The 26,459-nt window shown below is 65.9% G+C and carries 20 protein-coding genes; 6 read left to right on the top strand and 14 right to left on the bottom strand.

The features are described 5' to 3' along the window. Positions 1 to 166: 166 nt before the first annotated feature. Together ACM42_RS21115 and ACM42_RS21110 are read right to left on the bottom strand one after the other, a co-directional pair. Entirely contained in the window at positions 167 to 3,043 is a 2,877-nt protein-coding gene (locus ACM42_RS21115; RefSeq protein WP_061880935.1) for an EAL domain-containing protein, read from the bottom strand. 151 nt (positions 3,044 to 3,194) lie between these two features. After that, positions 3,195 to 4,193 carry an NAD(P)H-quinone oxidoreductase gene (locus ACM42_RS21110; RefSeq protein WP_271529732.1) on the bottom strand — a complete coding sequence of 333 codons (999 nt, stop codon included), beginning with the start codon at positions 4,191 to 4,193 and terminating at the stop codon, positions 3,195 to 3,197. Positions 4,194 to 4,306: 113 nt separating this feature from the next. Here ACM42_RS21110 and ACM42_RS21105 point away from each other — a divergent pair, with 113 nt between their 5' ends. Together ACM42_RS21105 and rcdA are read left to right on the top strand one after the other, a co-directional pair. Further along, entirely contained in the window at positions 4,307 to 4,498 is a 192-nt protein-coding gene (locus ACM42_RS21105) for a DUF1192 domain-containing protein (protein ID WP_271529731.1), read from the top strand. Between the two features lie 609 nt (positions 4,499 to 5,107). Then, complete coding sequence (rcdA, locus tag ACM42_RS21100; RefSeq protein WP_271529730.1) at positions 5,108 to 5,617, top strand: protease adaptor protein RcdA; 510 nt, start codon at positions 5,108 to 5,110, stop codon at positions 5,615 to 5,617. Between the two features lie 111 nt (positions 5,618 to 5,728). Here the strand turns inward: rcdA and rpmE are convergent, their stop codons facing one another. After that, the gene (gene rpmE, locus ACM42_RS21095; RefSeq protein WP_028182497.1) at positions 5,729 to 5,956 is read right to left on the bottom strand and encodes a 50S ribosomal protein L31; all 228 of its coding nucleotides are present in this window, start codon (positions 5,954 to 5,956) and stop codon (positions 5,729 to 5,731) included. 196 nt (positions 5,957 to 6,152) lie between these two features. Between rpmE and ACM42_RS21090 the strand changes: the two genes are divergently transcribed. Further along, positions 6,153 to 8,003 carry an ABC transporter ATP-binding protein/permease gene (locus ACM42_RS21090; protein WP_271529728.1) on the top strand — a complete coding sequence of 617 codons (1,851 nt, stop codon included), beginning with the start codon at positions 6,153 to 6,155 and terminating at the stop codon, positions 8,001 to 8,003. Between the two features lie 53 nt (positions 8,004 to 8,056). On the opposite strand, the gene ACM42_RS21085 is transcribed toward ACM42_RS21090, so the two are convergent. The 3 genes from ACM42_RS21085 to ACM42_RS21075 all read right to left on the bottom strand — a co-directional run bounded on the left by ACM42_RS21085 (position 8,057) and on the right by ACM42_RS21075 (position 10,692). Further along, positions 8,057 to 8,503, bottom strand: coding sequence for a GNAT family N-acetyltransferase (locus tag ACM42_RS21085; RefSeq protein WP_271529727.1), 447 nt, complete (start codon positions 8,501 to 8,503; stop codon positions 8,057 to 8,059). Further along, on the bottom strand, positions 8,503 to 9,531 hold the full coding sequence (locus tag ACM42_RS21080) for a peptidoglycan -binding protein (RefSeq protein ID WP_271529726.1): 1,029 nt from the start codon (positions 9,529 to 9,531) through the stop codon (positions 8,503 to 8,505). The genes ACM42_RS21085 and ACM42_RS21080 overlap by 1 nt, the downstream gene beginning before the upstream one ends. A 147-nt stretch (positions 9,532 to 9,678) precedes the next feature. Next, positions 9,679 to 10,692 (bottom strand): flagellar motor protein MotA, encoded by a 1,014-nt coding sequence (locus ACM42_RS21075; RefSeq protein ID WP_199751374.1) that lies wholly within the window; start codon positions 10,690 to 10,692, stop codon positions 9,679 to 9,681. 168 nt (positions 10,693 to 10,860) lie between these two features. Between ACM42_RS21075 and ACM42_RS21070 the strand changes: the two genes are divergently transcribed. From ACM42_RS21070 to ACM42_RS21060, 3 genes are all read left to right on the top strand, one after another. Beyond that, on the top strand, positions 10,861 to 11,880 hold the full coding sequence (locus tag ACM42_RS21070) for an SAM-dependent methyltransferase (RefSeq protein WP_271529725.1): 1,020 nt from the start codon (positions 10,861 to 10,863) through the stop codon (positions 11,878 to 11,880). Positions 11,881 to 12,108: 228 nt separating this feature from the next. Continuing rightward, positions 12,109 to 13,302 (top strand): efflux RND transporter periplasmic adaptor subunit, encoded by a 1,194-nt coding sequence (locus ACM42_RS21065; protein WP_271529724.1) that lies wholly within the window; start codon positions 12,109 to 12,111, stop codon positions 13,300 to 13,302. A gap of 6 nt (positions 13,303 to 13,308) precedes the next feature. Further along, a complete protein-coding gene (locus ACM42_RS21060; RefSeq protein WP_271529723.1) occupies positions 13,309 to 16,467 on the top strand; it encodes a multidrug efflux RND transporter permease subunit in 3,159 nt (1,052 codons plus the stop codon). Between the two features lie 71 nt (positions 16,468 to 16,538). On the opposite strand, the gene ACM42_RS21055 is transcribed toward ACM42_RS21060, so the two are convergent. From ACM42_RS21055 to tkt, 8 genes are all read right to left on the bottom strand, one after another. Continuing rightward, positions 16,539 to 17,330: an inositol monophosphatase family protein gene (locus tag ACM42_RS21055; protein WP_271529722.1), complete on the bottom strand. Its 792-nt coding sequence runs from the start codon at positions 17,328 to 17,330 to the stop codon at positions 16,539 to 16,541. Between the two features lie 109 nt (positions 17,331 to 17,439). After that, complete coding sequence (locus ACM42_RS21050; RefSeq protein ID WP_271529721.1) at positions 17,440 to 18,516, bottom strand: tetratricopeptide repeat protein; 1,077 nt, start codon at positions 18,514 to 18,516, stop codon at positions 17,440 to 17,442. 8 nt (positions 18,517 to 18,524) lie between these two features. Continuing rightward, entirely contained in the window at positions 18,525 to 19,214 is a 690-nt protein-coding gene (locus ACM42_RS21045; RefSeq protein WP_271529720.1) for a thiamine phosphate synthase, read from the bottom strand. A 3-nt stretch (positions 19,215 to 19,217) separates the two neighbouring features. Then, positions 19,218 to 20,258: a class I fructose-bisphosphate aldolase gene (locus ACM42_RS21040; RefSeq protein ID WP_271529719.1), complete on the bottom strand. Its 1,041-nt coding sequence runs from the start codon at positions 20,256 to 20,258 to the stop codon at positions 19,218 to 19,220. A 376-nt stretch (positions 20,259 to 20,634) separates the two neighbouring features. Then, positions 20,635 to 21,702, bottom strand: a complete 1,068-nt coding sequence (gene fba / locus ACM42_RS21035) for a class II fructose-bisphosphate aldolase (protein ID WP_271529718.1) — start codon at positions 21,700 to 21,702, stop codon at positions 20,635 to 20,637. Positions 21,703 to 21,741: 39 nt separating this feature from the next. Beyond that, positions 21,742 to 22,938 (bottom strand): phosphoglycerate kinase, encoded by a 1,197-nt coding sequence (locus tag ACM42_RS21030; protein ID WP_271529717.1) that lies wholly within the window; start codon positions 22,936 to 22,938, stop codon positions 21,742 to 21,744. A gap of 151 nt (positions 22,939 to 23,089) precedes the next feature. Further along, positions 23,090 to 24,097, bottom strand: a complete 1,008-nt coding sequence (gene gap / locus ACM42_RS21025) for a type I glyceraldehyde-3-phosphate dehydrogenase (protein ID WP_271529716.1) — start codon at positions 24,095 to 24,097, stop codon at positions 23,090 to 23,092. Positions 24,098 to 24,247: 150 nt separating this feature from the next. Continuing rightward, on the bottom strand, positions 24,248 to 26,233 hold the full coding sequence (gene tkt, locus ACM42_RS21020; RefSeq protein WP_271529715.1) for a transketolase: 1,986 nt from the start codon (positions 26,231 to 26,233) through the stop codon (positions 24,248 to 24,250). Positions 26,234 to 26,459 lie beyond the last annotated feature (226 nt).

The following is a 26,459-nucleotide window of genomic DNA, read 5'->3' as shown; positions in this document are numbered from 1 at the left end:
CCTGGAGGGGGAGGGTAGGCTCACATTGAGCGCAGCGAAATGTGAGCCGGGGTGGGGTGACAGTCTCTCCACGTCCAACGGTGCCCGAGTGGAGCGATCACCCCACCCCGCTCGCGCTGCGCGCGATCGACCCTCCCCCTCCAGGGGAGGGTGAGATAAGAGAGCTTTAGCTCGCCGCTTCCAGCCGCACTTCCGTCAGCAGCCGCATCGCCGCATCGGCGTCCATCGGCTCGCCGAAGGCGAAGCCTTGCGCGTATTCGCAGCCCATCTGGTAGAGCTCGACCGCGTCGGAATCGGTCTCGGCGCCCTCCGCCACCACGTCCATGCCGAGATCGTGCGCGAGCGCGATGATCGACTTCAGGATCACCGGGCGGGTGCCGCGGCTGGTGGTGCGCACGAAGGACTGGTCGATCTTGATGGTGTCGAACGGGAAACGCTGGAGATAGGCCAGCGAGGAATGGCCGGTGCCGAAATCGTCGAGCGACAGCCCGGTGCCGAGCTCGCGGATCCGCGTCAGCATCTGCGCCGCGTGCTCCGGATTCTCCATCACCAGCGATTCCGTCAGCTCCAGCTTCAGCGTACCGCGCGCCACCGAGGAGCGCGACAGCACGGTGCGGATGTCGTGGATCAAATCGTGGCGCAGCAATTGCCGCGAGGAGACGTTGACGGAGGCGAAGATCGGGTCGCGCGAGCGCATCGCGCGCTGCCATACCGAGAGCTGCTTTGCAGTCTGGTCGAGCACGAACATGCCGAGGTCGACGATCAGCCCGGTCTCTTCGGCGATGGTGATGAATTCCGACGGCGCCATGCGGCCGAGCTTCGGGTGATCCCAGCGCGCCAGGGCCTCGAAGCCGGCGATCGAACGATCCTCCAGCCGCACGATCGGCTGATAAAGGATGGTGATCTCCTGCCGCTCGATGGCGCGGCGCAATTCGCTCTCCAGCGTCAGCCGGTCCGTCTTCCGCGCGCGCATGGCGGGCTTGTAGACGTCGATGCGGTCGCCGCCGATGCGCTTGGAGTGGTACATCGCCAGCTCGGCGTCCTTGATGATCTCGTCCGTGAGCTGCGTCTGAGGGTCGGACAAGGCGAGGCCGATCGAGGCGGTGAGGAAAATCTCGCGGTCGTTGAAGGCGATCGGCGCGCGGATGGTCTTGCGGATGGTCTCGGCGAAGGCGGTGATGCGCGCCGGGTCCTGTTCGGACAGCAGTATCAGGCCGAACTGGTCGCCGGCCAGTCGCGCCAGCGTGTCCTGCGGCTTCAGGATGCGGGTGAGGCGGCGGGCCAGCGTCAGCAGGATGGAATCGCCGACCGCGATGCCGACGGAATCGTTGACCTGCTTGAAGCGGTCGAGATCGATCACCATCAGCGTCGGCCGCAGCGTCGGCATGGTCTTGGCGAAGTTGGCGACAGCGCCCAGCCGGTCCATGAACAGCTTGCGGTTGGGCAGGCCGGTGAGGTTGTCGTGCACGGAATCGTGCAGCAGGCGTTCCTCGGCGTTGCGGAGCTCGGTGACGTCGGTGAGCGTGCCGACGACGCGCGAGACCTCGCCGTCGGAGCCGACCACCGGGCGGGCCTTCAGCGCGAACCACATGAAATGACCGTCCGGCGTGCGCAGGCGGAAATCCTGCACCAGGCGGCCGCGGCGCTGGTCGAGCACGCTGTCGAGCGCGGCGCGGAAACGGTCCTGGTCGAGCGGATGCAGCACCTCGAGCCAGGACGCCGCGGGGCCTTCCAGCGTGCCGCGCTTGAGTCCGAGCAGGGCTTCGGTTTCCGGGCTGGTGAACACCTTGTCGGCGGAGACGTCCCAATCCCAGATCAGATCGCCGGAGCCGGCGAGCGCCAGCGCCCGCCGCTCGATGTCGGAGACGATGCCGGTGGTGGCGCCGCCGCCGGCGAAGGCGTGCTGCATCACCGTGAATCCGATCAGCATCACGATCAGCACGAGGCCGCCGAGCAGGGCCGGGCCGACGATGTCGTTGGTGACGGAGCCTGCGACGGTCATGCCGGCCGCGACCACCCAGACCACCAGCAGGAACCAGGTCGGGATCAAGAGCACCGCGCGGTCGAAGCCGTGGGTGGAGAGATAGACGATCAGCGCAAAGCCGGCGAAGGCGATCAGCACCAGCGAGATGCGTGCGATGCCGGAGGCCACGGCCGGATCGAACAGCGCCAGGGCCACCAGGGAGCCGAGGAAGGCGAGCCAGCCGATCGTGATGTGGGAATAGCGCACGTGCCAGCGGCTGAGATTGAGGTACGCGAACAGGAACACCAGCAGCGTGGCCGCAAGGATGGCCTCGCCCGCCGCGCGCCAGATGCGCTCGGCGTTGTTCGACATGTCGAGCACCTTGCCCCAGAAGCCGAAATCGACGCCGATATAGACCAGCACCGCCCAGGCCAGCGCCGCGGCGGCCGGGAACATGATGCTGCCCTTGACGACGAACAGGATGGTCAGCACCAGCGCGAGCAGGCCGGAAATGCCGATCACGATGCCCTGGTAGAGCGTGAAGGAATTGACCTTGTCCTTGTAGGATTCCGGCTCCCACAGATAGAGCTGCGGCAGCTTGTCGGTGCGCAGCTCCGCGACGAAGGTGACGACGGCGCCGGGGTCGAGCGTGATGCGGAACACGTCGGCGGTGGCGCTTTCCTGACGTTCCGGCCGGTCGCCGATCGAGGGCGTGATGGTCGCGATGCGCGACAGGCCGAGGTCGGGCCACAGCAGCCCCGAGGAGACGATGCGATAGTGCGGGGCGACGATCAGGCGGTCGAGCTGGTCGTCGGTGTTGTTGGCGAGCGCGAACACCACCCAGTTCTGCCCGCCTTCGCGGGCGCGCACCTCGATACGGCGGACGATGCCGTCGGTGCCGGGCGCGGTGGAGACCTGGATGCGATCGGCATCGCTGCGCTGATGCTCGAGCACGCCGGTGAGGTCGATCGCGGGCGCGTCGCTACGGACGCTGACGGCGTCCAGCGCGCGCGCGGGATACGCGGCGACAAGAATCATGAGGCCCAGCGCGATGGGCGCGAGGCATCTGATCAGACGCAAGGTCAATTCTCCGCGTTCGACGCAAACTCTGAGTGCAAGGCGAATCTAGAAGGCGATTCAAACCGGACCGAAGTGGTTCGGCGCGTCGCGATAGATGCCACGAAAGCGAGGAAAATCAAAGGGTTTCCGGCCTGGCCTGTGGGCCGGCGGCCTAGGCCTCCAACACAATTTTGCCAATATGTGCGCTGGTTTCCATGCGCCGGTGGGCATCCGCCGCCTTTTCCAGCGGGAAAGCGCTGTCCATGACCGGCTTGATACGGCCTTCGCGCAGAAGCGGGATCACTTTCGCCTCGATCGCGGCCACCATCGCCGCCTTGTCCGCATTAGTACGGGGGCGCAGCGTCGAGCCGGTATGGGTCAGGCGCTTGACCATCACCTTGGCGATGTTGACGCTGACCTTGGGGCCGTTGAGGGTCGCGATCTGGACGATGCGGCCATCGACCGCCGCGGCATCATAGTTGCGATCGACATAGTCGCCAGCGACCATGTCGAGGATCAGGTTGACGCCAACGTTGTTGGTCTCAGCCTTGACCACGGCGACGAAGTCCTCGGTCTTGTAATTGATGGCACGGTCGGCGCCCAGCCTGAGGCAGGCGTCGATCTTGTCCTGCGATCCCACGGTGACGAACACCTTCGCGCCGAATGCTTTCGCAAGCTGGATCGCCATGGTGCCGATGCCGGAGGAGCCGCCATGGATCAGCAGCGTCTCGCCGGCCTTGAGGCCGCCGCGCTCGAACACGTTGTGCCAGACCGTCATCAGGGTTTCCGGCAGCGCGCCGGCTTCCTTGATGGACAGTGCCGGCGGCACGCTCATCGCCTGGGCATCCTGGGCGATGCAGTACTGCGCATAGCCGCCGCCGGCGACCAGCGACATCACCTTGTCGCCAACCTTGTGCCGCCTGGCATTGCTGCCGACTGCGACCACTTCGCCCGCAATCTCGAGGCCAGGCAGGTCGCTGGCGCCGGGCGGCGGCGGATAGGCGCCGGAGCGCTGCGCGACGTCAGGCCGGTTCACGCCCGCGGCCTCGACCTTGACCAGGATCTCGTCCGGACCGGGCTGCGGAACGGGGCGTTGTTCCGGCACCAGCACCTCCGGTCCGCCGGGCTTGGAGATGGCGATCACGGTCATTTGCGCGGGCAGCTTGTCCATGATGGGTCCTTGAGCAAAGGTGCGGGATGCAACGAGACCCTTGCTTAGCCAGCGCGGTCCAAGCTGGCAACCGCCTCGGCATTGTGGTCCGCGCGAACGCAGGAGGAACGAGGATGGCGATGGAAGACGACGACCGCCCGCGCAGGAAGATCACGCACGAGATCGGCCAGGATCTTTCACTGTTGTCGGTCGAGGAACTGACCGAGCGCGTCGCACTGCTCAAGACCGAGATCGCAAGACTGGAGGAAGCCGCCACCAGGAAGCGCGCCTCGCGCGATGCGGCGAACAGCATTTTCAAGACGTAGCCGGCCACATCAACAGCGGTCGTCCCGGACAAGCGCGCCTCAAGCGCGCGCAGATCCGGGACCCATACTCCCAGGACGAGGTCGTTGCGCGAGGCCGGCAACTCCGAGTCCCCGTCACCACATCCGCCGGTGGCTATGGATCCCGGATCTGCGCTCCGCTTGTCCGGGATGACGGCGGAGTGTGTCGCTGAGTTGGGTGACCGCCAACTCTTGTTCCGCACCCACTCGGCCGCTGGCCGACATGGCTAACGAACTCTCAAAAAATTAGCTCGTTTACGGTCGATTAAGCTTTCGGGTTTATGACTGGAACTGTCCTCGTTTGGACACCGAGTGGCTCCTGTCCACTCTGTTTGACGCCTCCCTGTTATCAACTTTCAAAGCCGCCGGTCTCCGGCGGCTCTTTTTTTGCGCAAAGCGGAGCGGATGCCGCTTCGCGTCCAGAACACGCGTCGAAACAAGAATATCCGCGCAGTTGCATTGCGAGGAATGACCCGCGGAAACCATATCCGCGCTTGTCACTGGACTCCGCGCTCCCGGCGCGCAATGATTTGTTCATCATAAGCCGGCGCCAAGCCGGACAGTCAAACAGTTGCGTAAGGGGCGTTAACCATGGAACGTTTGCAGGCCGAAGGCGCTCTCGTTCAGCTCAGCGAGCGGTTCACCAATTCTGCGGCGTTCGGCGCTCTGTTCCGTGAAGGCATGGACCTCGTCGAAGAGACCGCCGCCTATCTCGACGGCGCCGGCCGCGTCGAGGCCAAGGCACTCGATCGCGCCGTCAGCCTCACCTATGCGACCGAGAGCATGCGCCTCACCACGCGCCTGATGCAGCTTGCTTCCTGGCTGCTGCTGCACCGCGCGGTGAAGGAGGGCGAGATGACGCTGAGCCAGGCCAACCGCGAGAAGACCAAGGTCAAGCTCACCGCCGCCGATCCCGGTCCCGCCGACACCGTCGAGAAGCTGCCCGCGCAGCTCCAGGACCTGATCCATCGCTCGATGAGTCTGCAGACTCGCGTGCGCCGCCTCGACAGCACGATCCACACCCCGCCGGTCGAGCACGTGGCGATCGGCAACCCGCTGGTGCCGCACCTCAACGCGCTGAAGGCGGCGTTCGAGCGGTAAGCTATTTCATCGTCGTTCCGGGGCGCGCGAACCCGGAATGACGGTGTGGTAGAAAACAAAAAACGCCCCCGGTCTGCCGGGGGCGTTTTGCGTCTCGGCCTTGCGGCCGGCTCAATCCTTTTTGAGAAAGCCCGAAAACTTCTTCTGGAAGCGCGAGACGCGGCCGCCGCGGTCCATGATCTGCGTGGAGCCGCCGGTCCAGGCCGGGTGCGACTTCGGGTCGATGTCGAGGTTCAACGTGTCGCCTTCCTTGCCCCAGGTCGAGCGGGTCAGGTACTCGGTTCCGTCGGTCATGACGACCTTAATCGTATGATAATCCGGATGAATTTCGGCTTTCATGGCAATTCCTCGGCGCTCCGGCGCCTTCTTGGGTGGCTAGCGAATGACGGATTTGGGCGGCTCTATACCGCACGATACCCGGCAAAACAAGCCGTGCCGGTTGTCGAACCGGGTTTGCCCCTAGGGGACTTCCCGGATTTGCCACTACCCTTGCACCGGCCTATTGGGAGCAAACCAATGCAATAGGTCGGATATCATGAGCGCAGTGGAACGGCTTGATGACCAGGATGTCAATCGGCCCGCAATGAACGCCGCGGACATCTCGTCGATCGAGGCCGAGCTGATCGAAGAGCCCGCCAAGGGGCGCGCCAAGCTGCGGCCGCTACTTGCGCTCGCGCCCTATGTGAGCCGCTATCGCGGCCGGGCGGCGCTGGCCTTCGTCGCGCTCACGGTCGCCGCGCTGACGATGCTGCTGGTGCCGATCGCGGTGCGCAGGATGATCGATTTCGGCCTGACGCCTGAGGGCATCGAGCTGATCAACAGCTACTTCTCGGTGATGCTCGCGGTGGTGGGTGTGCTCGCGCTGGCGAGCGCGGCGCGCTACTACCTCGTGATGACGATCGGCGAGCGCATCGTCGCCGACCTCAGGCGCGACGTCTTCGCCCATCTGCTCTCGCTCTCCCCCGCCTTCTTCGATTCCGCCCGCAGCGGCGAGTTGATCTCGCGCCTGACCGCCGACACCACCCAGCTCAAATCGGCCGTCGGCGCCTCGGTCTCGATCGCGCTGCGCAACCTGATGATGTTTCTGGGCGCCGCGGCGATGATGGTGATCACGAGCCCGAAGCTGTCCGGCTTCGTGCTGCTGGCCATTCCCCTGATCGTGCTGCCGCTGGTGGCCTTCGGGCGCTGGGTGCGGCGCCTGTCGCGCAATGCGCAGGACACGCTCGCCGAAGCCTCGGCCTATGCCGGCGAGCTGGTCGGCGCGATCCGCACCGTGCAGGCCTATACCAGCGAGCAATTTGCCGAGAAGCGTTTCGGCGGCGAGGTCGAACAGGCCTATGAGGCCGCTCGAACCTCGACCCAGGCCCGCGCCGTGCTCACGGCCATCATCATCTTCATCGTGTTCGCGAGCGTTGTCGCCATCCTCTGGATCGGCTCGCACGACGTGCTGAGCGGCGCGATCACGCCGGGCCGGCTCGGCCAGTTCGTGCTTTATGCCGTGTTCGCCGCGGCGGGCCTCGGCCAGCTCAGCGAGGTCTGGGGCGAGGTCTCGGCGGCCTCGGGCGCGGCCGAGCGCCTGTTCGAGATCCTGCATGTGAGGCCCGAGATCACCGCGCCCGCGGCGCCGCGGGCGCTGCCGGTGCCGGCGCGCGGCGAGGTCGGTTTCGATCAGGTCAGCTTCGCCTATCCGGCGCGGTCCGACGTCAAGGTGCTCGACGCCGTGTCGTTTACCGTGCGCCCCGGCGAGAAGGTCGCGATCGTCGGTCCCTCCGGCGCCGGCAAGAGCACCATCTTTCATCTCTTGCTGCGCTTCTACGATCCGCGCAGCGGGACGATCTCGCTCGACGGCGTGCCGGTCAAATCCGCCGACCCGCGCGATTTCCGCGCCCGCATCGCGCTGGTGCCGCAGGACTCGGTGGTGTTCGCCGCGACCGCCCGCGAGAACATCCGCTTCGGCCGGCCCGATGCGACCGATGCCGAGGTCGAGCGCGCCGCCGAGCTGGCGCATGCCGCCGAGTTCATCCGCCGCCTGCCCGAAGGTTTCGAGACGGCGCTCGGCGAGCGCGGCGTGACGCTTTCCGGCGGCCAGCGCCAGCGCATCGCGATCGCGCGCGCCATCCTGCGCGATGCGCCGCTGCTGCTGCTGGACGAGGCCACCTCCGCGCTCGACGCCGAAAGCGAGACGCTGGTGCAGACCGCGCTGGAAGAGCTGATGCGCCACCGCACCACGCTGGTGATCGCGCATCGCCTCGCAACCGTGCTCTCCTGCGACCGCATCCTGGTGATGGACCAGGGCCGGATCGTCGAGCAGGGCACGCATGCCGAGCTCGTGGCGGCGAACGGACTTTATGCAAGGCTGGCGCGGTTGCAGTTCGAAGGGGCGTAGACGCCTCATACGGCGTCATCGCGAGCGCAATGACGGCGGAAAGTGCCGGGGCATCACGCCCGCCATTCCATCTTCAGCACCGGCCGGCCCGAGGTCGGGTTCACATCGTCGCCGCCATGGGCAAAGCCGTTGCGCTCGTAGAAGCGGATGGCGCGGGCATTGTCCTTGTTGACGAGCAGCGTGATGCCTGCCGGCGAGAGACGCTTGGCCTCATCCACCAGCAGCCGCGCAGCATCCGAGCCCCAGTGCTCCGGATCGACCACGAGCTGGTCGAGATAGCCTTCGCCATCGATCGTGACGAAACCGATCAGCGCACCGTCCTGCTCCGCCACCGCGATCGAGGCCTTCGGCACCAGGTCCTTGCGCCAGCGCTCGCGCCACCATTCCAGCCGTGCCGCAAAGTCGATCTGCGGATAGGCCTGCTGCCAGGTGCGATGCCAGAGCTCGATCGCAGCCGCTTCATCCTCGGGGCGGTAGGGGCGAAGCTGGAGCGCGCTCACTACCGCTCCGTCAGCTTCAGCTCGATGCGGCGGTTGCGCTTGTAGGCCTCCTCGGTGTTGGCGGGATCGAGAGGTTGGAATTCGCCGAAGCCGGCCGCGACGAGGCGCTGGGCGGGCACGCCGAGCGACATCAGATATTGCACCACCGAGATCGAGCGCGCCGCGGACAGGTCCCAGTTCGACTTGAAGTTCGCGCCGCTGACCGGGCGCACGTCGGTATGGCCGTCGACGCGCAGCACCCAGGGGATCTCGCTCGGGATCTTCTTGTCGAGCTCGATCAGCGCAGTCGCCAGCGTGTCGAGCTCGGCGCGGCCCTCGGGCAGCAAGGTCGCCTGGCCGGTGTCGAAGAACACTTCGGACTGGAACACGAAGCGGTCGCCGACGATGCGGATGTCGGGGCGGTTGCCGAGGATGGCGCGCAGGCGGCCGAAGAATTCGGAGCGGTAGCGCGACAATTCCTGCACGCGCTGCGCCAGGGCAACGTTCAGGCGAGAGCCCAGATCGGCAATTCGATTTTGCGATTCCTTGTCGCGCTTCTCGCTGGCATCCAGCGCCTCTTCCAGAGCTGCCAATTGCCGGCGCAGCGCGCTGATCTGCTGGTTCAACACCTCGATCTGCGCCAGGGCCCGCGCCGAGACGGCCTTCTCCGAGTCCAGGGCCTTGCCGAGTTCGGCGGTCTTGCCTTGCGCGTCGTTGCCGGCGGCAGCAAGGCCGTCATAGAGACCCTTGATGCGGTCGCGCTCGGACTCGGCCGAAGCGAGGCCCGCTTTCAATTGCGAGACCTGGTCGTCGAGGCTGAGCTTGCCGAGCTTCTCCAGCGACAGGAGCTCGTTGAGCTGGGCGATCTTGGCGTTGAGCTGCTCCAGCGCCTTGTCCTTGCCGGTGACCTCCTGCGACAGGAAGAACTGTACGACCAGAAACACCGACAGCAGGAACACGATCGACAGCACCAGCGTCGACAGCGCGTCGACGAAGCCGGGCCAGTAGTTGAAGGCGCCTTCGCTGCGGCGGCCGCGCGCTAGAGCCATGTTGTCCGTCTCCACTTTCGTATCCCGGACGCGCTGCAGCGTGCAACGCTGCTGCGCAGAGCCGGGACCCATATTGTCCCTGACGCTGGGCCCCGCCTCAACGACGCATCATTTCATGCTGCGTCGCGTCCGGGCCACGATACCGCCTCAGCTCTTCTCGGGCTGACGCGCGATGCGCTCCAGCAGGCGCCGGATCTCGCGGTTCTGCTCGCCCTGGCCGTCGGCCCATTCGCGAATCATCTGCTGCTCGGTGCGCATGTGCGAGACCAGCGCCTGGATCGCCTCGGCAAGGCTTGCCATCGCAGCCGTGGTGCCACGGCTGGCGCTGCCTTCCTCGAACACGGAGCGCAGCCGTTCGACCGCGGCCTGGAGCTCGCCGCTGGCGACGCCGCCGCCTGCCGCAACGGGCGCTTCGCCGTTGCCATATTCGCGCACGGTGGTGGCGAGCCAGTCTTCGAGGTCGGTGTAGAAGCGGTTTTGCGCCTGGCTCGATTGCAGGTCGAGGAAGCCGAGGATCAGGGAGCCGGCGAGACCGAACAGCGAGCTGGAGAACGAGATCCCCATGCCGCCGAGCGGGGCGGCGAGGCCCTCCTTGAGCGTGTCGAACAGCGAGCCGGCATCGCCGCCGACCTTAAGCCCGTCGATCACCTTGCCGACCGAGCCGACCGTCTCGATCAGGCCCCAGAAGGTGCCGAGCAGGCCGAGGAAGACAAGGAGGCCGGTCATGTATCGCGAGATGTCGCGGGCCTCGTCCAGGCGCGTCGCGATGGAATCGAGCAAATGCCGCATCGTGGTCTGGGTGATGGTCATCCGCCCGGAGCGCTCGCCGCCGAGGATCGCCGCCATCGGCGCCAGCAGCTTCGGGTGCCGGGCCGGCGCCAGGCCGGGGTCGGCGATGCGGAAATTGTTGACCCAGGAGACCTCGGGATAGAGCCGGATGACCTGGCGGAAGGCCAGCACGATGCCGATGAACAGCACTGCCCCGATCAGGGCATTGAGCCCGGGATTGGCGAAGAAAGCTTGGATGATCTGCTTGTAGAGCACCACGCCTACCAGCGTGCACAGCACCAGGAAGACCAGCATCCGCACCAGGAAGACGCTGGGCGAGGACAGTTTCGTGTACTCGATATCCAAGGTGGAGCGGGAAGTGCCAGACGGCATGGCCGGTATCATCCGTTACGTAAGCTTGCTTGCGGTGCGCACTATGGCACAGCGCCCGCCCAAAAAAAGCGCCGGATGCGCCAATTTCGGGGACAGCCTGGGGAACCCGGACCGGAAGCGGCGCTTTGATGAGCAGGTATCTGCAGAAGCTCGCCATTCGGGAGGCGCATGAGCGTCGTTTCCGCGATCATTGGGAGTGCCGAACACGTGCCGCTGCCGGATGTGGTCATCCGTGCCGCGATCCAGCGCTTGTGCTCCCGCACGGCGACTCGCCTGTCGGCGCTGGGCGCCGCCGAGGATGCCGCCTTTGCCGGGCGGATGATGCTGCGGCCGGTTGCCGAGGGCGCGGGGGCCCGGCACGACGAGGCGCCTGCTTCCTTCTTCGCCGAAGTGCTCGGCCCCAACCGTAAATTCTCCTCCTGCTTCTACAGGACCGACGCGAGCACCTTGCAGGAGGCGGAGGAGGAGGCGCTGCGCCAGACCGTCGAGCATGCCGGTCTTGCCGACGGCCAGACCATCCTCGAGCTCGGTTGCGGCTGGGGCTCGCTGTCGCTGTGGATGGCGCGGCAGTTTCCCCATGCAAAGGTGACGGTGGTGTCGAGCTCGCAAGCGCAGCGCGCTCATGTCGAGGACGAGGCGCGGCTCCGCGGACTCCTGAACCTGCGCGCGGTCACCGCGGACATGAACGTGTTCGCGCCCGAAGGCCAGTTCGACCGCATCGTCTCGGTCGAGATGTTCGGGCAGATGACGAACTGGCGCAAGCTGATGACACGCGTGCGGTCATGGCTCGCGTCGGAGGGGCGGTTCTTCATGCACGTCGCCACCCATCGCGCGGGCTCGCAGCTGTTCGACAGGCTCGACCGCAACGACTGGATCGCGCAGCACGTCTTCACGGGCGGGCTGATGCCGAGTCATCACCTCGTCAGGCAATTCGACGATATCTTTGCGATCGAGAAGGAATGGTGCTGGAGCGGTACGCATTACCAGCGCACCGCCAACGACTGGCTCGCCAATTTCGATGCGCATCGCGGGCCCATCGAGGCGTCCTTGCGCAGGGTCTATGGCGAGGAGACTGCTCTTTGGATGCGTCGCTGGCGCTGGTTCCTCCTCGCAACATCCGGCCTGTTCGGCTACGCCGGTGGAACCGAATGGGGAATCAGCCATTATCGGATGAAGGCCGCCGATTGATTGCGGTGTTCGGTCGCAGCACGCGGCGGTGGAACTGGATTCACAATCAGGTGAGTCGCTAAAAGACAGCTGAAGTCAACGGGTTAGGCCGTGTGACAATGAGCCGCCCGCAACACGCGTTGCGTCGCAGCAAGTCCATTCTATTTTGAGGCCATCGGCGCGCGAAAGGAGTCCAGCACGGGCCCACGGAGCGTGATCAGTATCAACAACATCGGGGCACCACATTTCATGTCAGGACTTCGCGCGCGATCGGCATGCGTTGCATTGATGCTCGCGGCCCTTGCGCCGCTCCTTGGTGCTTGCGACGAATCCAGCTCCGCCGTATCCGCCGCTCAGCCGACCGCCCCTGACGTGAGCGTCGTCGTCGTCAAGCCGCAGCCGCGCGCCGTGGTGCGCGAACTGCCAGGCCGTATCGCGCCGACGCGCGTCTCCGACGTGCGGCCGCGCGTCTCCGGCACCGTGGTCCAGCGTCTGTTCCGCCAGGGCAGCGAGGTGAAGGCGGGCGATCCGCTCTACCGTATCGATCCGCGTCCGTTCGAGGTCGAGGTGATGGCCAACGAGGCCGCGCTTGCCAAGGCCGAAGCGGCATTGATGCAGGCCAAACAGCAGGCGCATCGCATCGCCACCCTCACCAAGGATCGCGCTGCCCCGGAAGCCGAGAACGAGAAGGCGATCGCGGTCGAACGCCAGGCCCATGCCGAGGTCGAGGGCCGCAAGGCCGAGCTCGCGCGGGCCAAGCTCAATCTCGACTATGCCACGGTACGCGCGCCGATCGACGGCGTGGTCGGTGCGGCGCTGGTCAGCGAAGGCGCGCTCGCCGTGCAGAACGAGACCAATCTCGCCACCATCCAGCAGCTCGATCCGATCTATGCCGACTTCACCCAGTCGGTGAATGAACTCAACCAGCTCCGCCGTGCCTTCGAGACCGGCGACCTCGATCGCATCGCCGCCGATGCCGCCAAGGTGCGCCTGGTGCTCGACGACAACACCATCTATTCGCTCGACGGCAAGCTGCTGTTCTCCGACGCCAAGGTCGACGCCCACACCGGGCAGGTGACGTTGCGCGGCGAGTTCCCCAATCCCAGGCGCGAACTGCTGCCGGGCATGTATGTCCGGGTCCGAATCGACCAGGGTCTCGATTCCGACGCGATCGCGGTGCCGCAGCAGGCGGTCCAGCGCAACGGCGGCGGTGGCAGCGAGGTGTTCGTCGTCAAGGACGACAACCACATCGCGGTGCAGCCGGTGCGCACGGGATCGGTGCAGGACGGACTCTGGTTCGTCACCGAAGGCCTGAAGGCCGGTGACAAGGTCGTGGTCGAAGGGTTCCAGAAGTTCGCGGCCGGCGACAAGGTCAAGCCGCAATCCTGGTCGGAGGTGGAAGCGACCGCGGACAACCGGCACGCCCAGCAGCTCACGCGGTAACGCGCTATGCCGAGCTTTTTCATCGACAGGCCGATCTTCGCCTGGGTGGTCGCGCTGTTCATCTGCTTGATCGGTGCGATCGCGGTGCCGCTGCTGCCGATCGCGCAATATCCGATCATCGCGCCGCCCTCGATCTCGATCTCGACCAGTTATCCCGGTGCGTCGCCTGAAAACCTCTACAACAGCGTCACGCGGCTGATCGAGGAGGAGCTCAACGGCGCCTCCGGCATTCTCAATTTCGAATCGACCAGCGACTCGCTCGGGCAGGTCGAGATCATCGCCAATTTCCAGCCGGGCACCGATACCAACGACGCCTCGGTGGAAGTCCAGAACCGCATCAAGCGCGTCGAGGCGCGCCTGCCGCGCGCGGTGATGCAGCAGGGCATCCTGATCGAGGAAGCCTCCAGTGCGGTGCTTCAGATCATCACGCTGAGCTCGACCGACGGCAGCCTGGATGAGGTCGGCCTCGGCGACTTCATGATCCGCAACGTGCTGGGTGAGATCCGCCGCATTCCCGGCGTCGGTCGCGCCACGTTGTATTCGACCGAGCGCAGCTTGCGCGTCTGGGTCGATCCGGCCAGGCTCGTCGGCTATGGGCTGACCGCCGATGACGTCAACAAGGCCATCGCCGCGCAGAACGCGCAGGTGGCCTCCGGCAGCATCGGTGCCGAACCCTCGACGTCCAGCCAACGCACCTCGACGCTGGTGCTGGTCAAGGGGCAACTCTCCTCGCCGGACGAATTCGGCGCCATCATCCTGCGCGCCAATGCCGACGGCTCGACCGTGCGCCTGCGCGATGTCGCGCGCGTCGAGGTCGGCGGGCTCAGCTACCAGTTCAACACGCGCCTCAACGGCAAGCCGACCGCGGGTCTGTCGGTGCTGATGTCGCCGACCGGCAATGCGCTGGCGACCGCGAGCGCGGTCGAAGCGAAGATGAAGGAGCTGTCGCGCTTCTTCCCGGCCAACATCACCTACGAGATCCCCTACAACATCACGCCCGTGGTCGAGGCCTCGATCAAGAAGGTGCTGACGACGCTGGTGGAAGCCGTGGTGCTGGTGTTCGTCGTGATGTTCCTGTTTCTGCAGAACATCCGCTACACCATCATTCCGACCATCGTGGTGCCGGTGGCGCTGTTGGGCGCCTGTTCCACGCTGCTGCTCGCCGGCTACTCCATCAACATGCTCTCGATGTTCGGCATGGTGCTTGCGGTCGGCATCCTCGTCGACGACGCCATCGTCGTGGTCGAGAACGTCGAACGCATCATGGCCGAGGAAGGCCTGCCGCCGAAGGAAGCCACGCGCAAGGCGATGTCGCAGATCACCGGCGCCATCATCGGCATCACCTTGGTGCTCATGGCGGTGTTCGTGCCGATGGCGTTCTTCCCGGGCTCGGTCGGCATCATCTACCGCCAGTTCTCCGTCACCATGGTCGCCGCGATCGGCTTCTCCGCCTTCCTCGCGCTGTCGCTGACGCCGGCGCTGTGTGCGACCCTGCTCAAGCCTGTCGCCAAGGGGCACGGTCATTCCAGCAATTTCGTGTTCGGCTGGTTCAATCACATGCTGGAGGCCGCGCGGTTCCGCTACGCGGGTACAGTCGGCTTCTCGCTGAAGCGCACCGGACGCCTGATGCTGGTCTATGCCGCGCTGCTGGTCGGCCTGTCCTGGGCCTTCGTCAGCCTGCCCGGCGGCTTCCTGCCCGTCGACGACCAGGGCTTCGTCACCACCGACGTGCAGACGCCGTCGGATTCGTCCTACGCCCGCACCGAGGCCGTGATCGAGAAGGTCGAAAAATATCTTGCCGCACGGCCGGGAGTCAAAGATGTCACCTTCCTCACGGGCTTCAGCTTCTCCGGCCAGGGCATGAACACCGCGCAGGCCTTCATCACGCTGAAGGACTGGTCGGAGCGAGGGCCCAAGGATTCCGCCGCGGCGATCGTCAACGACATCAACCGCGACCTCTCATCGATCCGCGACGCCAAGATCTCGGCGCTGCAGCCGCCGCCGATCGACAATCTCGGCAACTCCTCCGGCTTCTCGTTCCGCCTTCAGGACCGCGGCCAGAAGGGCTATTCGGCCTTGATGCGCGCTGCCGACCAGCTGATCGCGGCGGCCAATGCGAGCCCGGTGCTTCAGAAGGTCTACATCGAAGGCCTGCCCGAGGCAGGCGTGGTCAATCTCATGATCGACCGCGAGAAGGCCGGCGCCTTCGGCGTCACCTTCGAGGACATCAACAACACGATCTCGACCAATCTCGGCTCGAACTACATCAACGACTTCCCGAACCGCGGCCGCATGCAGCGTGTCGTCGTGCAGGCCGACGCGCGCGACCGCATGCGGACCGAGGACATCCTCAACTACAACGTCAAGAACAGCCGCGGCCAGCTGGTGCCGTTCTCGTCCTTTGCCACGGTGGAATGGGCACGCGGTCCGACGCAGATCGCCGGTTTCAACTATTATCCGGCGGTGCGCATCTCCGGCGAAGCGAAACCCGGCTTCACCTCGGGCGATGCGATCGCCGAGATGGAGCAGCTTGCTGACAGACTGCCGCGCGGCTTCGGCTATGAATGGACCGGACAATCGCTCCAGGAAAAGCTCTCGGGCTCGCAGGCGCCGTTCCTGCTGGCGCTCTCGGTATTCGTGGTGTTCCTGTGTCTGGCAGCGCTGTACGAGAGCTGGACCATTCCGCTCGCGGTGCTGCTGACCGTGCCCCTCGGCATCGTCGGCGCCGTCGTCGCCGCCATGCTGCGCGGCCTGCCCAACGACGTCTACTTCACCGTCGGCCTGATCACCATCATCGGCCTCGCCGCGAAGGACGCGATCCTGATCATCGAGTTCGCGAAGGATCTGCGCAAGGAAGGCAAGCCGCTGGTGGAAGCCACCATCGAGGCCTGTCGCCTGCGCTTCCGTCCGATCCTGATGACCGGCCTCGCCTTCATCTGCGGCGTGCTGCCGATGGCGATCGCGCATGGTGCCGGCGGCGCCAGCCAGCAGGCGCTGGGCAGTATCGTGATGGGCGGTATGATCGCGGTGGTGATCCTGGCGCTCCTGATGGTGCCGGTGTTCTTCGTCTCGGTGCAGCGCGTGCTGGGCGGGGACCGGGAGCCGGCGGCGGCGAAGGACCATGAGGCCTACGGGCCCCCGGCGCGGGCGCACACGAGCCACTGACGGTTCATTCCGTCATTCCCGGGCGTGCGATGCGAGCCCGGAATGACGAGGCGAAGCCGGCGGCTTTCGCCTTATGCCGTCTTCCGCAAAATCTTCACCAACTCCCCGTGCACGAACTCGTTGCCGCACACGACGTGCCCGGTTACCAGCGCATCGCCCGGGGTGTCGATGTCGCTCACCGTGCCGCCCGCCTCGCGCACCATGATCTGGCCGGCGGCGATGTCCCACGGCTGCAGGTTGCGCTCCCAATAGCCGTCGAGGCGGCCGGCGGCGACGAAGGCGAGGTCGAGCGAAGCGGCGCCGAAGCGGCGCAGGCCCGCGACGCGATTCTGGATCGCGGTCATCTCGCGGCGGAATTCCTCGTGGTCGCCGCGGCCGATATGGGGCAGGCCGCAGGCCACCACGCATTCGTTGAGCTGGCGGCGGCCGGCCACGCGCAGGCGCTGGTCGTTGAGGAAGGCGCCCTTGCCGCGCTCGGCGATGTAGAGCTCGTCATTGGCGGGGTTGTAGATCACGCCGGCGATGATCGTGCCCTCACGCGCGAGGCCGATCGAGATCGCGAATTGCGGGATGCCGTGCAGGAAGTTGGTGGTGCCGTCGAGCGGATCGACGATCCAGGTGTGGCTCTTGTCGGTGCCTTCGCGGGTGCCGCCCTCTTCGCCGATGAAGCCGTAGCCGGGCCGGGCCTTGGCGAGGTCCTGATAGAGGATCTCCTCGGCGCGCTTGTCGGCGAGCGAGACGAAATTCGCCGGCCCCTTCAGCGAGACCTGGAGATGCTCGATCTCGCCGAGATCGCGCTTGAGGCTGCGGCCGGCGCGGCGCGCGGCCTTGACCATGACGTTGATAGTGGCGGAATAAAGCATGAGCTCTGGACTTGGTCGGGGGCGGGGATCAGGGGCAAGGGCGGGACATCGCGCCTGTTTGAGGATTGGGTGCCCTGCGGGGGCGCTTGCGTCAAGTCATTGCGTCAAGTCATTTGGTCCCGAGCCATTTCTTGGCGGCGGCCTCGGCCTTGGCCCGCTCCTCCGCGGGCAGATCGGATAATTGCTTGTCGAGTTCAGGATCGCCCTTGCCGGCCGTTTTGGCCACCAGGTGCCATTTGAAGCCCTCGACCTTGTCCATGGGTGTGCCCACGCCGTTGATCAGCACCCATGCCAGCCGGTTCTGCGCGATCGCGCTGCCCTGGCGGGACGCCTTGCGAAGCAGCGCGACGGCCGCCGGCTGGTTCTTCGGCGTGCCGGTGCCGTTGAACATCGCGATCGCATATTCGACTTCGGCATCGACATTGTCGGCGAGCGAGGCGGCCTGGAGCAGCCGCACCGCGCGTTCCGCGTCCTTCGGCACACCGGTGCCTTCCTTGTAGAAAGTCGCGAGCGCGTATTGCGCCTCGGGCAGGCCTGCATCGGCGGCCTGGCGCAGCAGCTCCGCCGAGCGCCTGACGTCCTGCGGCAGGGTCTGGCCGTCCAGATAGAGCAAGGCGAGGTTGTAGGCGGCCTTGGGCTCGCCGAGCTTGGCGGCGGAGGCCATCAGCTTGACCGCCTCGCCCTTGTCGACCGGGCCGCCGCGGCCCGACATGCGCAGCATGGCGAGCGCGAACATCGCCTCGCGATCGCCGGAATCAGCGGCGCGCTTGTACCATCCGGCCGCCTTGGCGTAGTCGCGCCGGATGCCCATGGCGTTGGAATAGAGCTCGCCGAGCATGGTCATCGCCTTGGAATCGCCGGCTTGTGCACGGGCGGTGGCGAGCTCGAATGCCGTCTTGTACTGGCCGCGCTGATAGGCGCCGAACACCAGATCGACGTTGGGATCGTCGGTCGGCGGCGCGGGGATCACGGTCGCGGCCGGCTTGGGCGAGGGGGACGGCTTGGGGGAGGCCGAAGGTTTCGGCGCGGGAGCGACCTCCTTCTTCTTGGTGATCGTGTGCGGCTTGGGCTTCTGTTTTTCGGCGGGAGCGCTCGGCGTTGCAGCCGGCGGCGTGATCTGGAGCTGCGCGGCCGCGGGCGCCGTGAGCAGCAGCGCGGCCAGCATGGTGGTGTGCGGAAGCTTCATGTCGGGCGCTAGCCGTGCTCCTGACCCGCAGGATCCTGGCTCGCCGGCGCCGTCGCATGGGCCTTCTTGATCGCAGCGTCGGCCTCGACCAGCGCGGCCTTGGGCCCGCGCGGATCGGCCCAGATGAAGTCGCCGACCAGCACGAAATCGGCGCCGCTGGCGGCGAAATCGCGGGCCTCTTCCAGCGACGTGGCAAAGCCGACGCAGGGCGGCTCGAACAGCTCGGCCCACCAGTCCAGCCGTTCGGCGATGGCCTGGGATGACGGGCGCTGGCCTTTCTCGTCGGGCTCGCCGAACAGCATATAGTCGGCGCCCATCTCGCCCGCGCTCATGGAATCGTGGCGCGTGGCAAGCCCGCCGACGCCGGCGATGCGATCGGGCTTGAGCGAGGGCACCGCCTCTTCCAGCGCGGCAAGGCCGGTGAGGTGCGCGCCGTCGGCGCCGCCGCGCGCGACGATGTCAGGATGGCCGTCGACGAGGAGGGCTGCGCCTGCCTTCTGCACCGGCGGTGCCAACGCCTTGACGCGCGAGATCATGGTGCGCTGGTCGGTCTCCTTCAGCCGCAGCAGCACGGCCGCGACGTCGGCCGAAGCGAGCAGCCCCGGCAACTCGGCGACGAGCCTCGCGGGGTCCTCGACAATAGGCGTCGCGAGGTAGAGACGCGGCGCCGGGCGCGGCGGAGGCGGTTTGTTCGACAAGATCTAGGCTGCCTTCTGTTCCAGGCTGCTTTGCCACTCGCCCTTGGAGGCGAGGCCGTTCATCCGCGCGCGATGGCTGAAGGCGCGTTGTCCGGCCGCGACGTTCTCGGCCTTGCCGGACCAGGCCTTCTGCGGCGCGGCCTGGAGCGCGCGGCCGTAGGAGAAGGTCAGGCCCCAGGGCAGCGGGCCGAGTCTATGCATGGCATTGAGATGCGCGGTCGCCTCCTCGTCGGACTGGCCGCCGGAGAGGAAAGCGATGCCAGGCACGGCTGCGGGCACGCAGGCCTTGAGCAGCCGTATCGTCTTCTCCGCGACCTCTTCGACGGGCGCCTGCTGCGGACACTTCTTGCCTGAGATTGCCATGTTCGGCTTCAGCACCATGCCTTCGAGCGCGACGCGCTGCACGCGCAACTCCTGGAACGTCTTGTTGAGCACGCGTTGCGTCACCTCATAGCAGCGGTCGATGTCGTGCTCGCCGTCCATCAGCACTTCCGGCTCGACGATCGGCACGATCTGCGCGGCCTGGCACAGCGCGGCGTAGCGCGCCAGCGCGTGGGCGTTGACGCTGATGGCGGTCATCGAGGGGATGCCCCGGCCGTCAGTGCCGCTGCCGATGTCGATCACCGCGCGCCATTTGGCAAAGCGCGCGCCGCGCTCGTAGTATTTCTTCAGCCGCTCGGCGAGCCTGTCGAGCCCGACGGTCACCAGCTCGCCCGGGCACATCGGCAGGGCCTGCGTGCCCTCGTCGACCTTGATCCCCGGGATGGCGCCGCTCTCCTCGATCAGCCTGACCAGCGGCGTGCCGTCCTTGGCATCCTGCCAGATCGTTTCGTCATAGAGGATCACGCCGGAGATGTACTGGCTCATGGCGTCCTTGGCGCGAAACAGCATCTCGCGATAGTCGCGGCGGTTCTCTTCCGTCGATTCCACGCCGATGGCGTCAAAGCGCTTCTTGATGGTGCCGGAGGATTCGTCGGCGGCGAGGATGCCCTTGCCTGATACGACCATGGCGGTGGCGATCCTGTTGAGCTCAGTCAGATTCATCGAGAGGTCCTCCCAAAACAAGTCTGCCCTTGCCCGCAAAAATAGACCGTTCTCGGGCAATTGCCGAGTTAACGTTCGTCGCAGGGTAAGGGGGGAGGAAGTACCGTACCACAAGAAAACTGTCATTCCGGGATGCGCCGAGAGGCGCAGGCCCGGAATCCATAACTAAAGCGCGATGAGATTTGGATGAATCGTCATCGCGCCTTAGGTCCTTGTTTGAGCATGATCTTTTCGGAAAACCGCTTCGCACTTTTCCGGATCATGCTCTAGGCCGTGGTTATGGATTCCGGGCTCGCCGCTTTGCGGCGCCCCGGAATGACGGAGAGAGTATGTGGCTTACGCCACCGTCGCGATCGCTACGCGACGTGGGGATCGCTTACGCCACCTTGGGGTCGAGCTCGCCCTTGGCGTAGCGCTTGGCCATCTCGGCGGTGGTCAGCACCTTCTTGATCTTGGAGGCCTGGCCGGCGGTATTGAACTCCTGAAGCCGCTGCTTGCACAGCTTGGTCATCGCTTCCATCGCCGGCTTCAAATATTTGCGCGGGTCAAACTCTTCCGGATTGTCCTTGAGCACCTTGCGGATCTGGCCGGTCATCGCCATGCGGTTGTCGGTGTCGATGTTGATCTTGCGCACGCCGTTCTTGATGCCGCGCTGGATCTCGGCGACAGGCACGCCCCAGGTCGGCTTCATCTTGCCGCCATAGGCGTTGATGATGTCCTGGAGATCCTGAGGCACCGACGAGGAGCCGTGCATGACGAGATGGGTGTTCGGCAGCTTGCGGTGGATCTCCTCGATCACGTTCATGGCGAGGATGTCGCCGTCGGGCTTGCGGGTGAATTTGTAGGCACCGTGAGAAGTCCCCATCGCGATCGCGAGCGCGTCGACCTTGGTCTCCTTGACGAACTTCACCGCCTCGTCCGGATTGGTCAGGAGCTGGTCGTGGCTGAGCTTGCCCTCGGCGCCGTGGCCGTCTTCCTTGTCGCCCATGCCGGTTTCGAGCGAGCCGAGCACGCCGAGCTCGCCTTCGACCGAGATGCCGCCGAGATGGGCCATGTCGGTCACGGTCTTGGTGACGCCGACATTGTAGCCCCAGTCGCCGGGGGTCTTGCCGTCGGCCTTGAGCGAGCCGTCCATCATGACCGAGGTGAAGCCGGCCTGGATCGCGGTCATGCAGGTCGCCGGCTCGTTGCCGTGATCGAGATGCACGCAGACCGGAATGTGCGGATAGATCTCCGTCACCGCGTCCATCATGTGCTTGAGCATGACGTCGTTGGCGTAGGAGCGGGCGCCGCGCGAGGCCTGGATGATGACGGGCGCATCGACCTGGTTGGCCGCGTCCATGATCGCCAGCGCCTGCTCCATGTTGTTGATGTTGAAGGCCGGTACGCCGTAATCGTTCTCCGCCGCGTGGTCGAGCAGTTGACGTAACGTGATCCGAGCCATCTGTGTCTTTCTCCCGTTGGGGCCTGCAAGGCCGCTTGCTTACTTGATACGCAGAACCTCGACGCCGGGCAGCGGCTTGCCTTCCATCCATTCGAGGAACGCGCCACCGGCGGTCGACACATAGGTGAAGTCACCGGCCACATGGGCCTGGTTGAGCGCAGCGACAGTGTCGCCGCCGCCCGCGATCGAGACCAGCTTCTTGGCCTTGGTGCGCTCGGCCGCATGCTTGGCGGCCGCGACCGTGCCGCGGTCGAACGGCTGCATCTCGAAGGCGCCCAGCGGTCCGTTCCAGACCAGGGTCGCCGCATCGTCGATCGCCGCGTGGACGCGCGCGACCGATTGCGGGCCGACATCGAGGATCATGCCGTCGGCCGGGATCGCATCGAGCCCATAGGCATGCGACGGCGCGTTGGCCGCGAAATGATAGGCGACGGTCGCATCCACGGGGAGGATGATGGCGCAGTTGGCGGCGTCCGCCTTCTCCATGATGCGCAGCGCGGTCGGCGCGAGGTCCTTCTCGGCCAGCGACTTGCCGATCGCGACGCCCTGGGCGTGCAGGAAGGTGTTGGCCATGCCGCCGCCGATCACGAGCGCGTCGACCTTGGTCACGAGATTCTCGAGCAGGTCGATCTTGGTCGAGACCTTGGCGCCGCCGATGATCGCGATGACGGGCTTGGTCGGGGACCCCAGTGCCTTCTCCAGCGCATCGAGCTCGGCCTGCATGGTGCGGCCGGCATAGGCCGGCAGCTTGTGGCCGAGGCCTTCGGTCGAGGCGTGGGCGCGGTGCGCGGCCGAGAAGGCGTCGTTGACCCAGATGTCGCCGAGCTTTGCGAGCTCCGCGACGAAGGCCGGATCGTTCTTTTCCTCTTCCTTGTGGAAGCGGGTGTTTTCGAGACAGAGGATGTCGCCGTCCTTCAAGCCGGCCACGGCCTCGGCCGCAGGCTCGCCGATGCAGTCGTCCGCGAAGGCGACCGGCTTCTTCACCACCTTCGACAGCGCCTCGGCGACGGGCTTGAGCGAGTCCTTGGCATCGCGCCCCTTCGGCCGGCCGAAATGCGCGAGCAGGATGACCTTGCCGCCCTTGTTCGAGATTTCGGTGATGGTCGGCGCGACGCGCTCGAGCCGGGTGGCATCGGTGACGCGCCCGTTCTCCATGGGCACGTTGAGGTCGACGCGCAGCAATACGCGCTTGCCCTTCACGTCGACGTCGTCGAGGGTGCGGAATTTGTTGGTCATCTCTGGGCTCTCTTGTCCCGGGCGCTGCGCAGCGCGAAGCGGTGCGCTGCAGAACCGGGACCCACATGACAGCGAGTCCCGCGGTTGAATGGTCCCGGTTCTGCGGAGCAGCGCTTAGGCGCTGCACCGCGCCCGGGACACGAGACCTTGCTCAGATCACCTTCGCCATCGCGACGGCGGTGTCCGCCATGCGGTTCGAGAAGCCCCACTCGTTGTCGTACCAGGACATCACGCGCACCAGCGTGCCGTTCTGCACCTTGGTCTGGTCCTCGTGGAAGGTCGAGGAGTGCGGATCGTGGTTGAAGTCGATCGAGACGTTCGGCGCACTGGTGTAGCCGAGGATGCCCTTGAGCTGCTGCTCGCTGGCGCGCTTCATCGCCGCGTTGATCTCCTTGGCGTCGGTGGCGCGCTTGGCGACGATCTTGAGGTCGACCACCGAGACGTTCGGGGTCGGCACGCGGATCGCGACGCCGTCGAGCTTGCCCTTCAGCTCGGGCAGCACGAGACCGATCGCTTTCGCAGCACCGGTCGAGGTCGGGATCATCGACATCGCCGCGGCGCGGCCGCGGTAGAGATCCTTGTGCAGCGTATCCAGCGTCGGCTGGTCGCCGGTATAGGCGTGGATCGTGGTCATGAAGCCGGTCTCGATGCCGACGAGATCGTTCAGCACCTTGGCAACCGGCGCCAGGCAGTTGGTGGTGCAGGAGCCGTTGGAGACGACCAGATGATCCTTGGTGAGGGTGTCGTGGTTGACGCCGTAGACGATGGTGGCATCGGCGCCGTCGGCCGGCGCGGAGACCAGCACGCGCTTGGCGCCGGCGGTCAGATGCGCGGAGGCCCTGTCCTTCGAGGTGAAGATGCCGGTGCATTCCAGCGCGATGTCGACGCCGAGATCCTTCCACGGCAGCTTCGCGGGATCGCGCTCGGCGGTCACCTTGATCTTGCCGTTGCCGAAGCTGATGGAGTCGCCATCGACGGTGACGGTGCCGGGGAAGCGGCCATGGACGCTGTCGAAACGGAGCAGATGGGCGTTGGTCTCGACCGGGCCGAGATCGTTGATGCCGACCACCTCGATGTCCTTGCGGCCTGACTCGGCGATAGCCCGCAGGACGTTGCGGCCGATGCGGCCAAAACCGTTGATTCCGACGCGGACTGCCATGTTTCGTCTCCTTCAATGACCGTTGTCATCCCGCACAACGCGCTTTCGTGCGCCTGCGAGGGTTTTTTTAGGGGCGGGCGCCCGGTTCGGCCGGGCGGTGCTTGATCATATGAGAGATTACGTAGTCCTTTTTTGGGGCAAGCTCAACTCTCAGGAAATGCGCTTCAGCACAGCGTTAACCGCAGCCTCGGCGGTAATGCCGAAATGCTTGTAAAGCTCCTTGGCGGGACCGCTTTCGCCGAAGGAATGCATGCCGATGAATTCGCCGGCCTGGCCGATCACGGCGTCCCAGCCCCAGCGCACGGCGGCCTCGATGGCGATCTTGACCGGCGCGTTGCCGATGATTGCGGCACGCTTGGCCTCTGGTTGCGCTAACAACAGCTCGAGCGAGGGAACGGAGACGACGCGTGACGCGATGCCGCGTTCCGCGAGCTGCTTCTGGGCCGCGACCGCGATCTCGACTTCGGAGCCGGAGGCGAACAGCGTCGCCTTGGCTTCGCCCTGGGCTGCGACCAGCTCATAGGCGCCGGCTGCGCAGGGATTGTCATTCGGTGCGGTGGTACGCAGCTGCGGCAGGTTCTGCCGCGTCAGTGCCAGCACGGTCGGACCGTCGACGCGGTTGAGCGCGAGCTCCCAGCACTCGGCGACCTCGATGGAATCGCAGGGACGGAACACACGCATGTTCGGAATGGCGCGAAGCGCGGCGAGATGCTCGACCGGCTGATGGGTCGGCCCGTCTTCGCCGAGGCCGATGGAATCGTGCGTCATCACGTAGACGACGCCCGTGCCCATCAGCGCGGCGAGGCGCATCGCGGGACGTGCGTAGTCGGTGAACACCAGGAAGGTCGCACCGTTCGGCGCGAAGCCGCCGTGCAGGAAGATGCCGTTCATCGCGGCGGCCATGCCGTGCTCGCGGATGCCGTAATGGATGAAGCGGCCCTTCGGCGTCTTGGCCGAGAAGGCGGTCGCCGACTTCGCCTTGTTGTTGTTGGAGCCGGTGAGATCGGCCGAGCCGGCCAGGAATTCCATCGGCATCGCGGCGGCGATCGCCTCGATCGCAGCCTCCGACGATTTGCGCGTCGCGGCCGTCAGCGGCTTCTCCAGCAGCTCCTTCTTGTGTGCCTTCAGCGCCTTGGCCAGCGATGCCGGCCGCTCATGGCGCAGGCGGCGCTCGAATTCGGCGCGCTTGCGGCTGCCGAGCTCGCCGAGCCGTGCTTCCCATTCCTGGCGTGCCGCGGCGCCGCGGCTGCCGGCCGCGCGCCACGCCTTCAGCACGTCGTCGGGCACCAAGAACGGCTCGAGCGAGATGCCGAGATTTTCCTTGGCGGCCTTGAGCTCATCGGCGCCGAGCGCCTCGCCATGCACCTTCGAGGTGCCGGCCTTGTGCGGCGCGCCGAAGCCGATGGTGGTGCGGCAGGCGATCAGCGTCGGCTTGTTGGATTTTTGCGCGCGGGCGATGGCGGCGGCGATCGCTGCCTGATCCTGGCCGTCGATCTTCTCGGCGGCCCAGCCCGCCGACTTGAAGCGCTTCACCTGGTCGACGGAATCGGAGAGCGAGGTCGGGCCGTCGATCGAGATGCCGTTGTCGTCGTAGAGCACGATCAGCTTGTTGAGCTTCCAGTGCCCGGCCATCGCGATCGCTTCCTGCGACACGCCTTCCATCAGGTCGCCGTCTGAGGCGAGCACATAGGTGTGGTGGTCGACGATCTTCTTGCCGAACTCGGCGGCCAGCATCTTCTCGGCGAGCGCCATGCCGACCGCAGTCGAGATGCCCTGGCCGAGCGGGCCGGTGGTGGTCTCGATGCCCTTGGTGCGGAAATTCTCGGGGTGACCGGGGGTGAGCGAGTCGACCTGGCGGAACTGCTTGATCTGGTCCAGCGTCATCTCGGCATTGCCGGTCAGGTACAGCAGCGAATAGAGCAGCATCGAGCCGTGGCCGGCCGAGAGCACGAAGCGGTCGCGGTCCGGCCAGGCCGGCGCGGCGGCGTCGAATTTCAGGAACTGCGTGAACAGCACCGTGGCGATGTCGGCGGCACCCATCGGCAGGCCGGGATGGCCCGATTTCGCCTTCTCGACAGCGTCCATCGAAAGGCCGCGGATCGCGTTGGCCATACGGGTGTGATCGACCTGCGTCATGTCTGAAATCCGTCTGAAATGAGGCGCTTGGCGAGGTACGCCCGCGCGGGAGGAGCCTGGCGGCCACTGAAAGGGTCGGGGCTGGGATAGCACCTCGGTTCCGGGAGTCCAAGGCACTCAAACGCCGGTTTAGCCGTAAAAGTTGCCATGGGGAGATCGGTTTTCCCCCGCGATCATGCCGGACGGAATCGGACGATCGCAGCCGCGTCCCGATTGATCGGTGCAT

It is taken from the genome of Bradyrhizobium sp. CCBAU 25338 (assembly GCF_028128965.1).
Lineage (GTDB): Bacteria > Pseudomonadota > Alphaproteobacteria > Rhizobiales > Xanthobacteraceae > Bradyrhizobium > Bradyrhizobium liaoningense.
Note: the sequence above shows the minus strand (reverse complement) of the source record. Positions and strands in the feature narration are given on the sequence as shown.

Bases quoted from the DNA above. Each gene is read 5' to 3' on its own strand.
- ACM42_RS21065 (WP_271529724.1), top strand. From the start codon at position 12,109: ATGTCAGGACTTCGCGCGCGATCGGCATGCGTTGCATTGATGCTCGCG.
- ACM42_RS21050 (WP_271529721.1), bottom strand. From the start codon at position 18,516: ATGAAGCTTCCGCACACCACCATGCTGGCCGCGCTGCTGCTCACGGCG.
- ACM42_RS21030 (WP_271529717.1), bottom strand. From the start codon at position 22,938: ATGACCAACAAATTCCGCACCCTCGACGACGTCGACGTGAAGGGCAAG.
- ACM42_RS21075 (WP_199751374.1), bottom strand. From the start codon at position 10,692: ATGCCGTCTGGCACTTCCCGCTCCACCTTGGATATCGAGTACACGAAA.
- ACM42_RS21110 (WP_271529732.1), bottom strand. From the start codon at position 4,193: ATGGACAAGCTGCCCGCGCAAATGACCGTGATCGCCATCTCCAAGCCC.
- ACM42_RS21090 (WP_271529728.1), top strand. From the start codon at position 6,153: ATGAGCGCAGTGGAACGGCTTGATGACCAGGATGTCAATCGGCCCGCA.
- ACM42_RS21040 (WP_271529719.1), bottom strand. From the start codon at position 20,258: ATGAATCTGACTGAGCTCAACAGGATCGCCACCGCCATGGTCGTATCA.
- ACM42_RS21070 (WP_271529725.1), top strand. From the start codon at position 10,861: ATGAGCGTCGTTTCCGCGATCATTGGGAGTGCCGAACACGTGCCGCTG.
- rcdA (WP_271529730.1), top strand. From the start codon at position 5,108: ATGGAACGTTTGCAGGCCGAAGGCGCTCTCGTTCAGCTCAGCGAGCGG.
- fba (WP_271529718.1), bottom strand. From the start codon at position 21,702: ATGGCTCGGATCACGTTACGTCAACTGCTCGACCACGCGGCGGAGAAC.
- rpmE (WP_028182497.1), bottom strand. From the start codon at position 5,956: ATGAAAGCCGAAATTCATCCGGATTATCATACGATTAAGGTCGTCATG.
- ACM42_RS21105 (WP_271529731.1), top strand. From the start codon at position 4,307: ATGGCGATGGAAGACGACGACCGCCCGCGCAGGAAGATCACGCACGAG.
- ACM42_RS21055 (WP_271529722.1), bottom strand. From the start codon at position 17,330: ATGCTTTATTCCGCCACTATCAACGTCATGGTCAAGGCCGCGCGCCGC.
- ACM42_RS21060 (WP_271529723.1), top strand. From the start codon at position 13,309: ATGCCGAGCTTTTTCATCGACAGGCCGATCTTCGCCTGGGTGGTCGCG.
- gap (WP_271529716.1), bottom strand. From the start codon at position 24,097: ATGGCAGTCCGCGTCGGAATCAACGGTTTTGGCCGCATCGGCCGCAAC.
- tkt (WP_271529715.1), bottom strand. From the start codon at position 26,233: ATGACGCAGGTCGATCACACCCGTATGGCCAACGCGATCCGCGGCCTT.
- ACM42_RS21080 (WP_271529726.1), bottom strand. From the start codon at position 9,531: ATGGCTCTAGCGCGCGGCCGCCGCAGCGAAGGCGCCTTCAACTACTGG.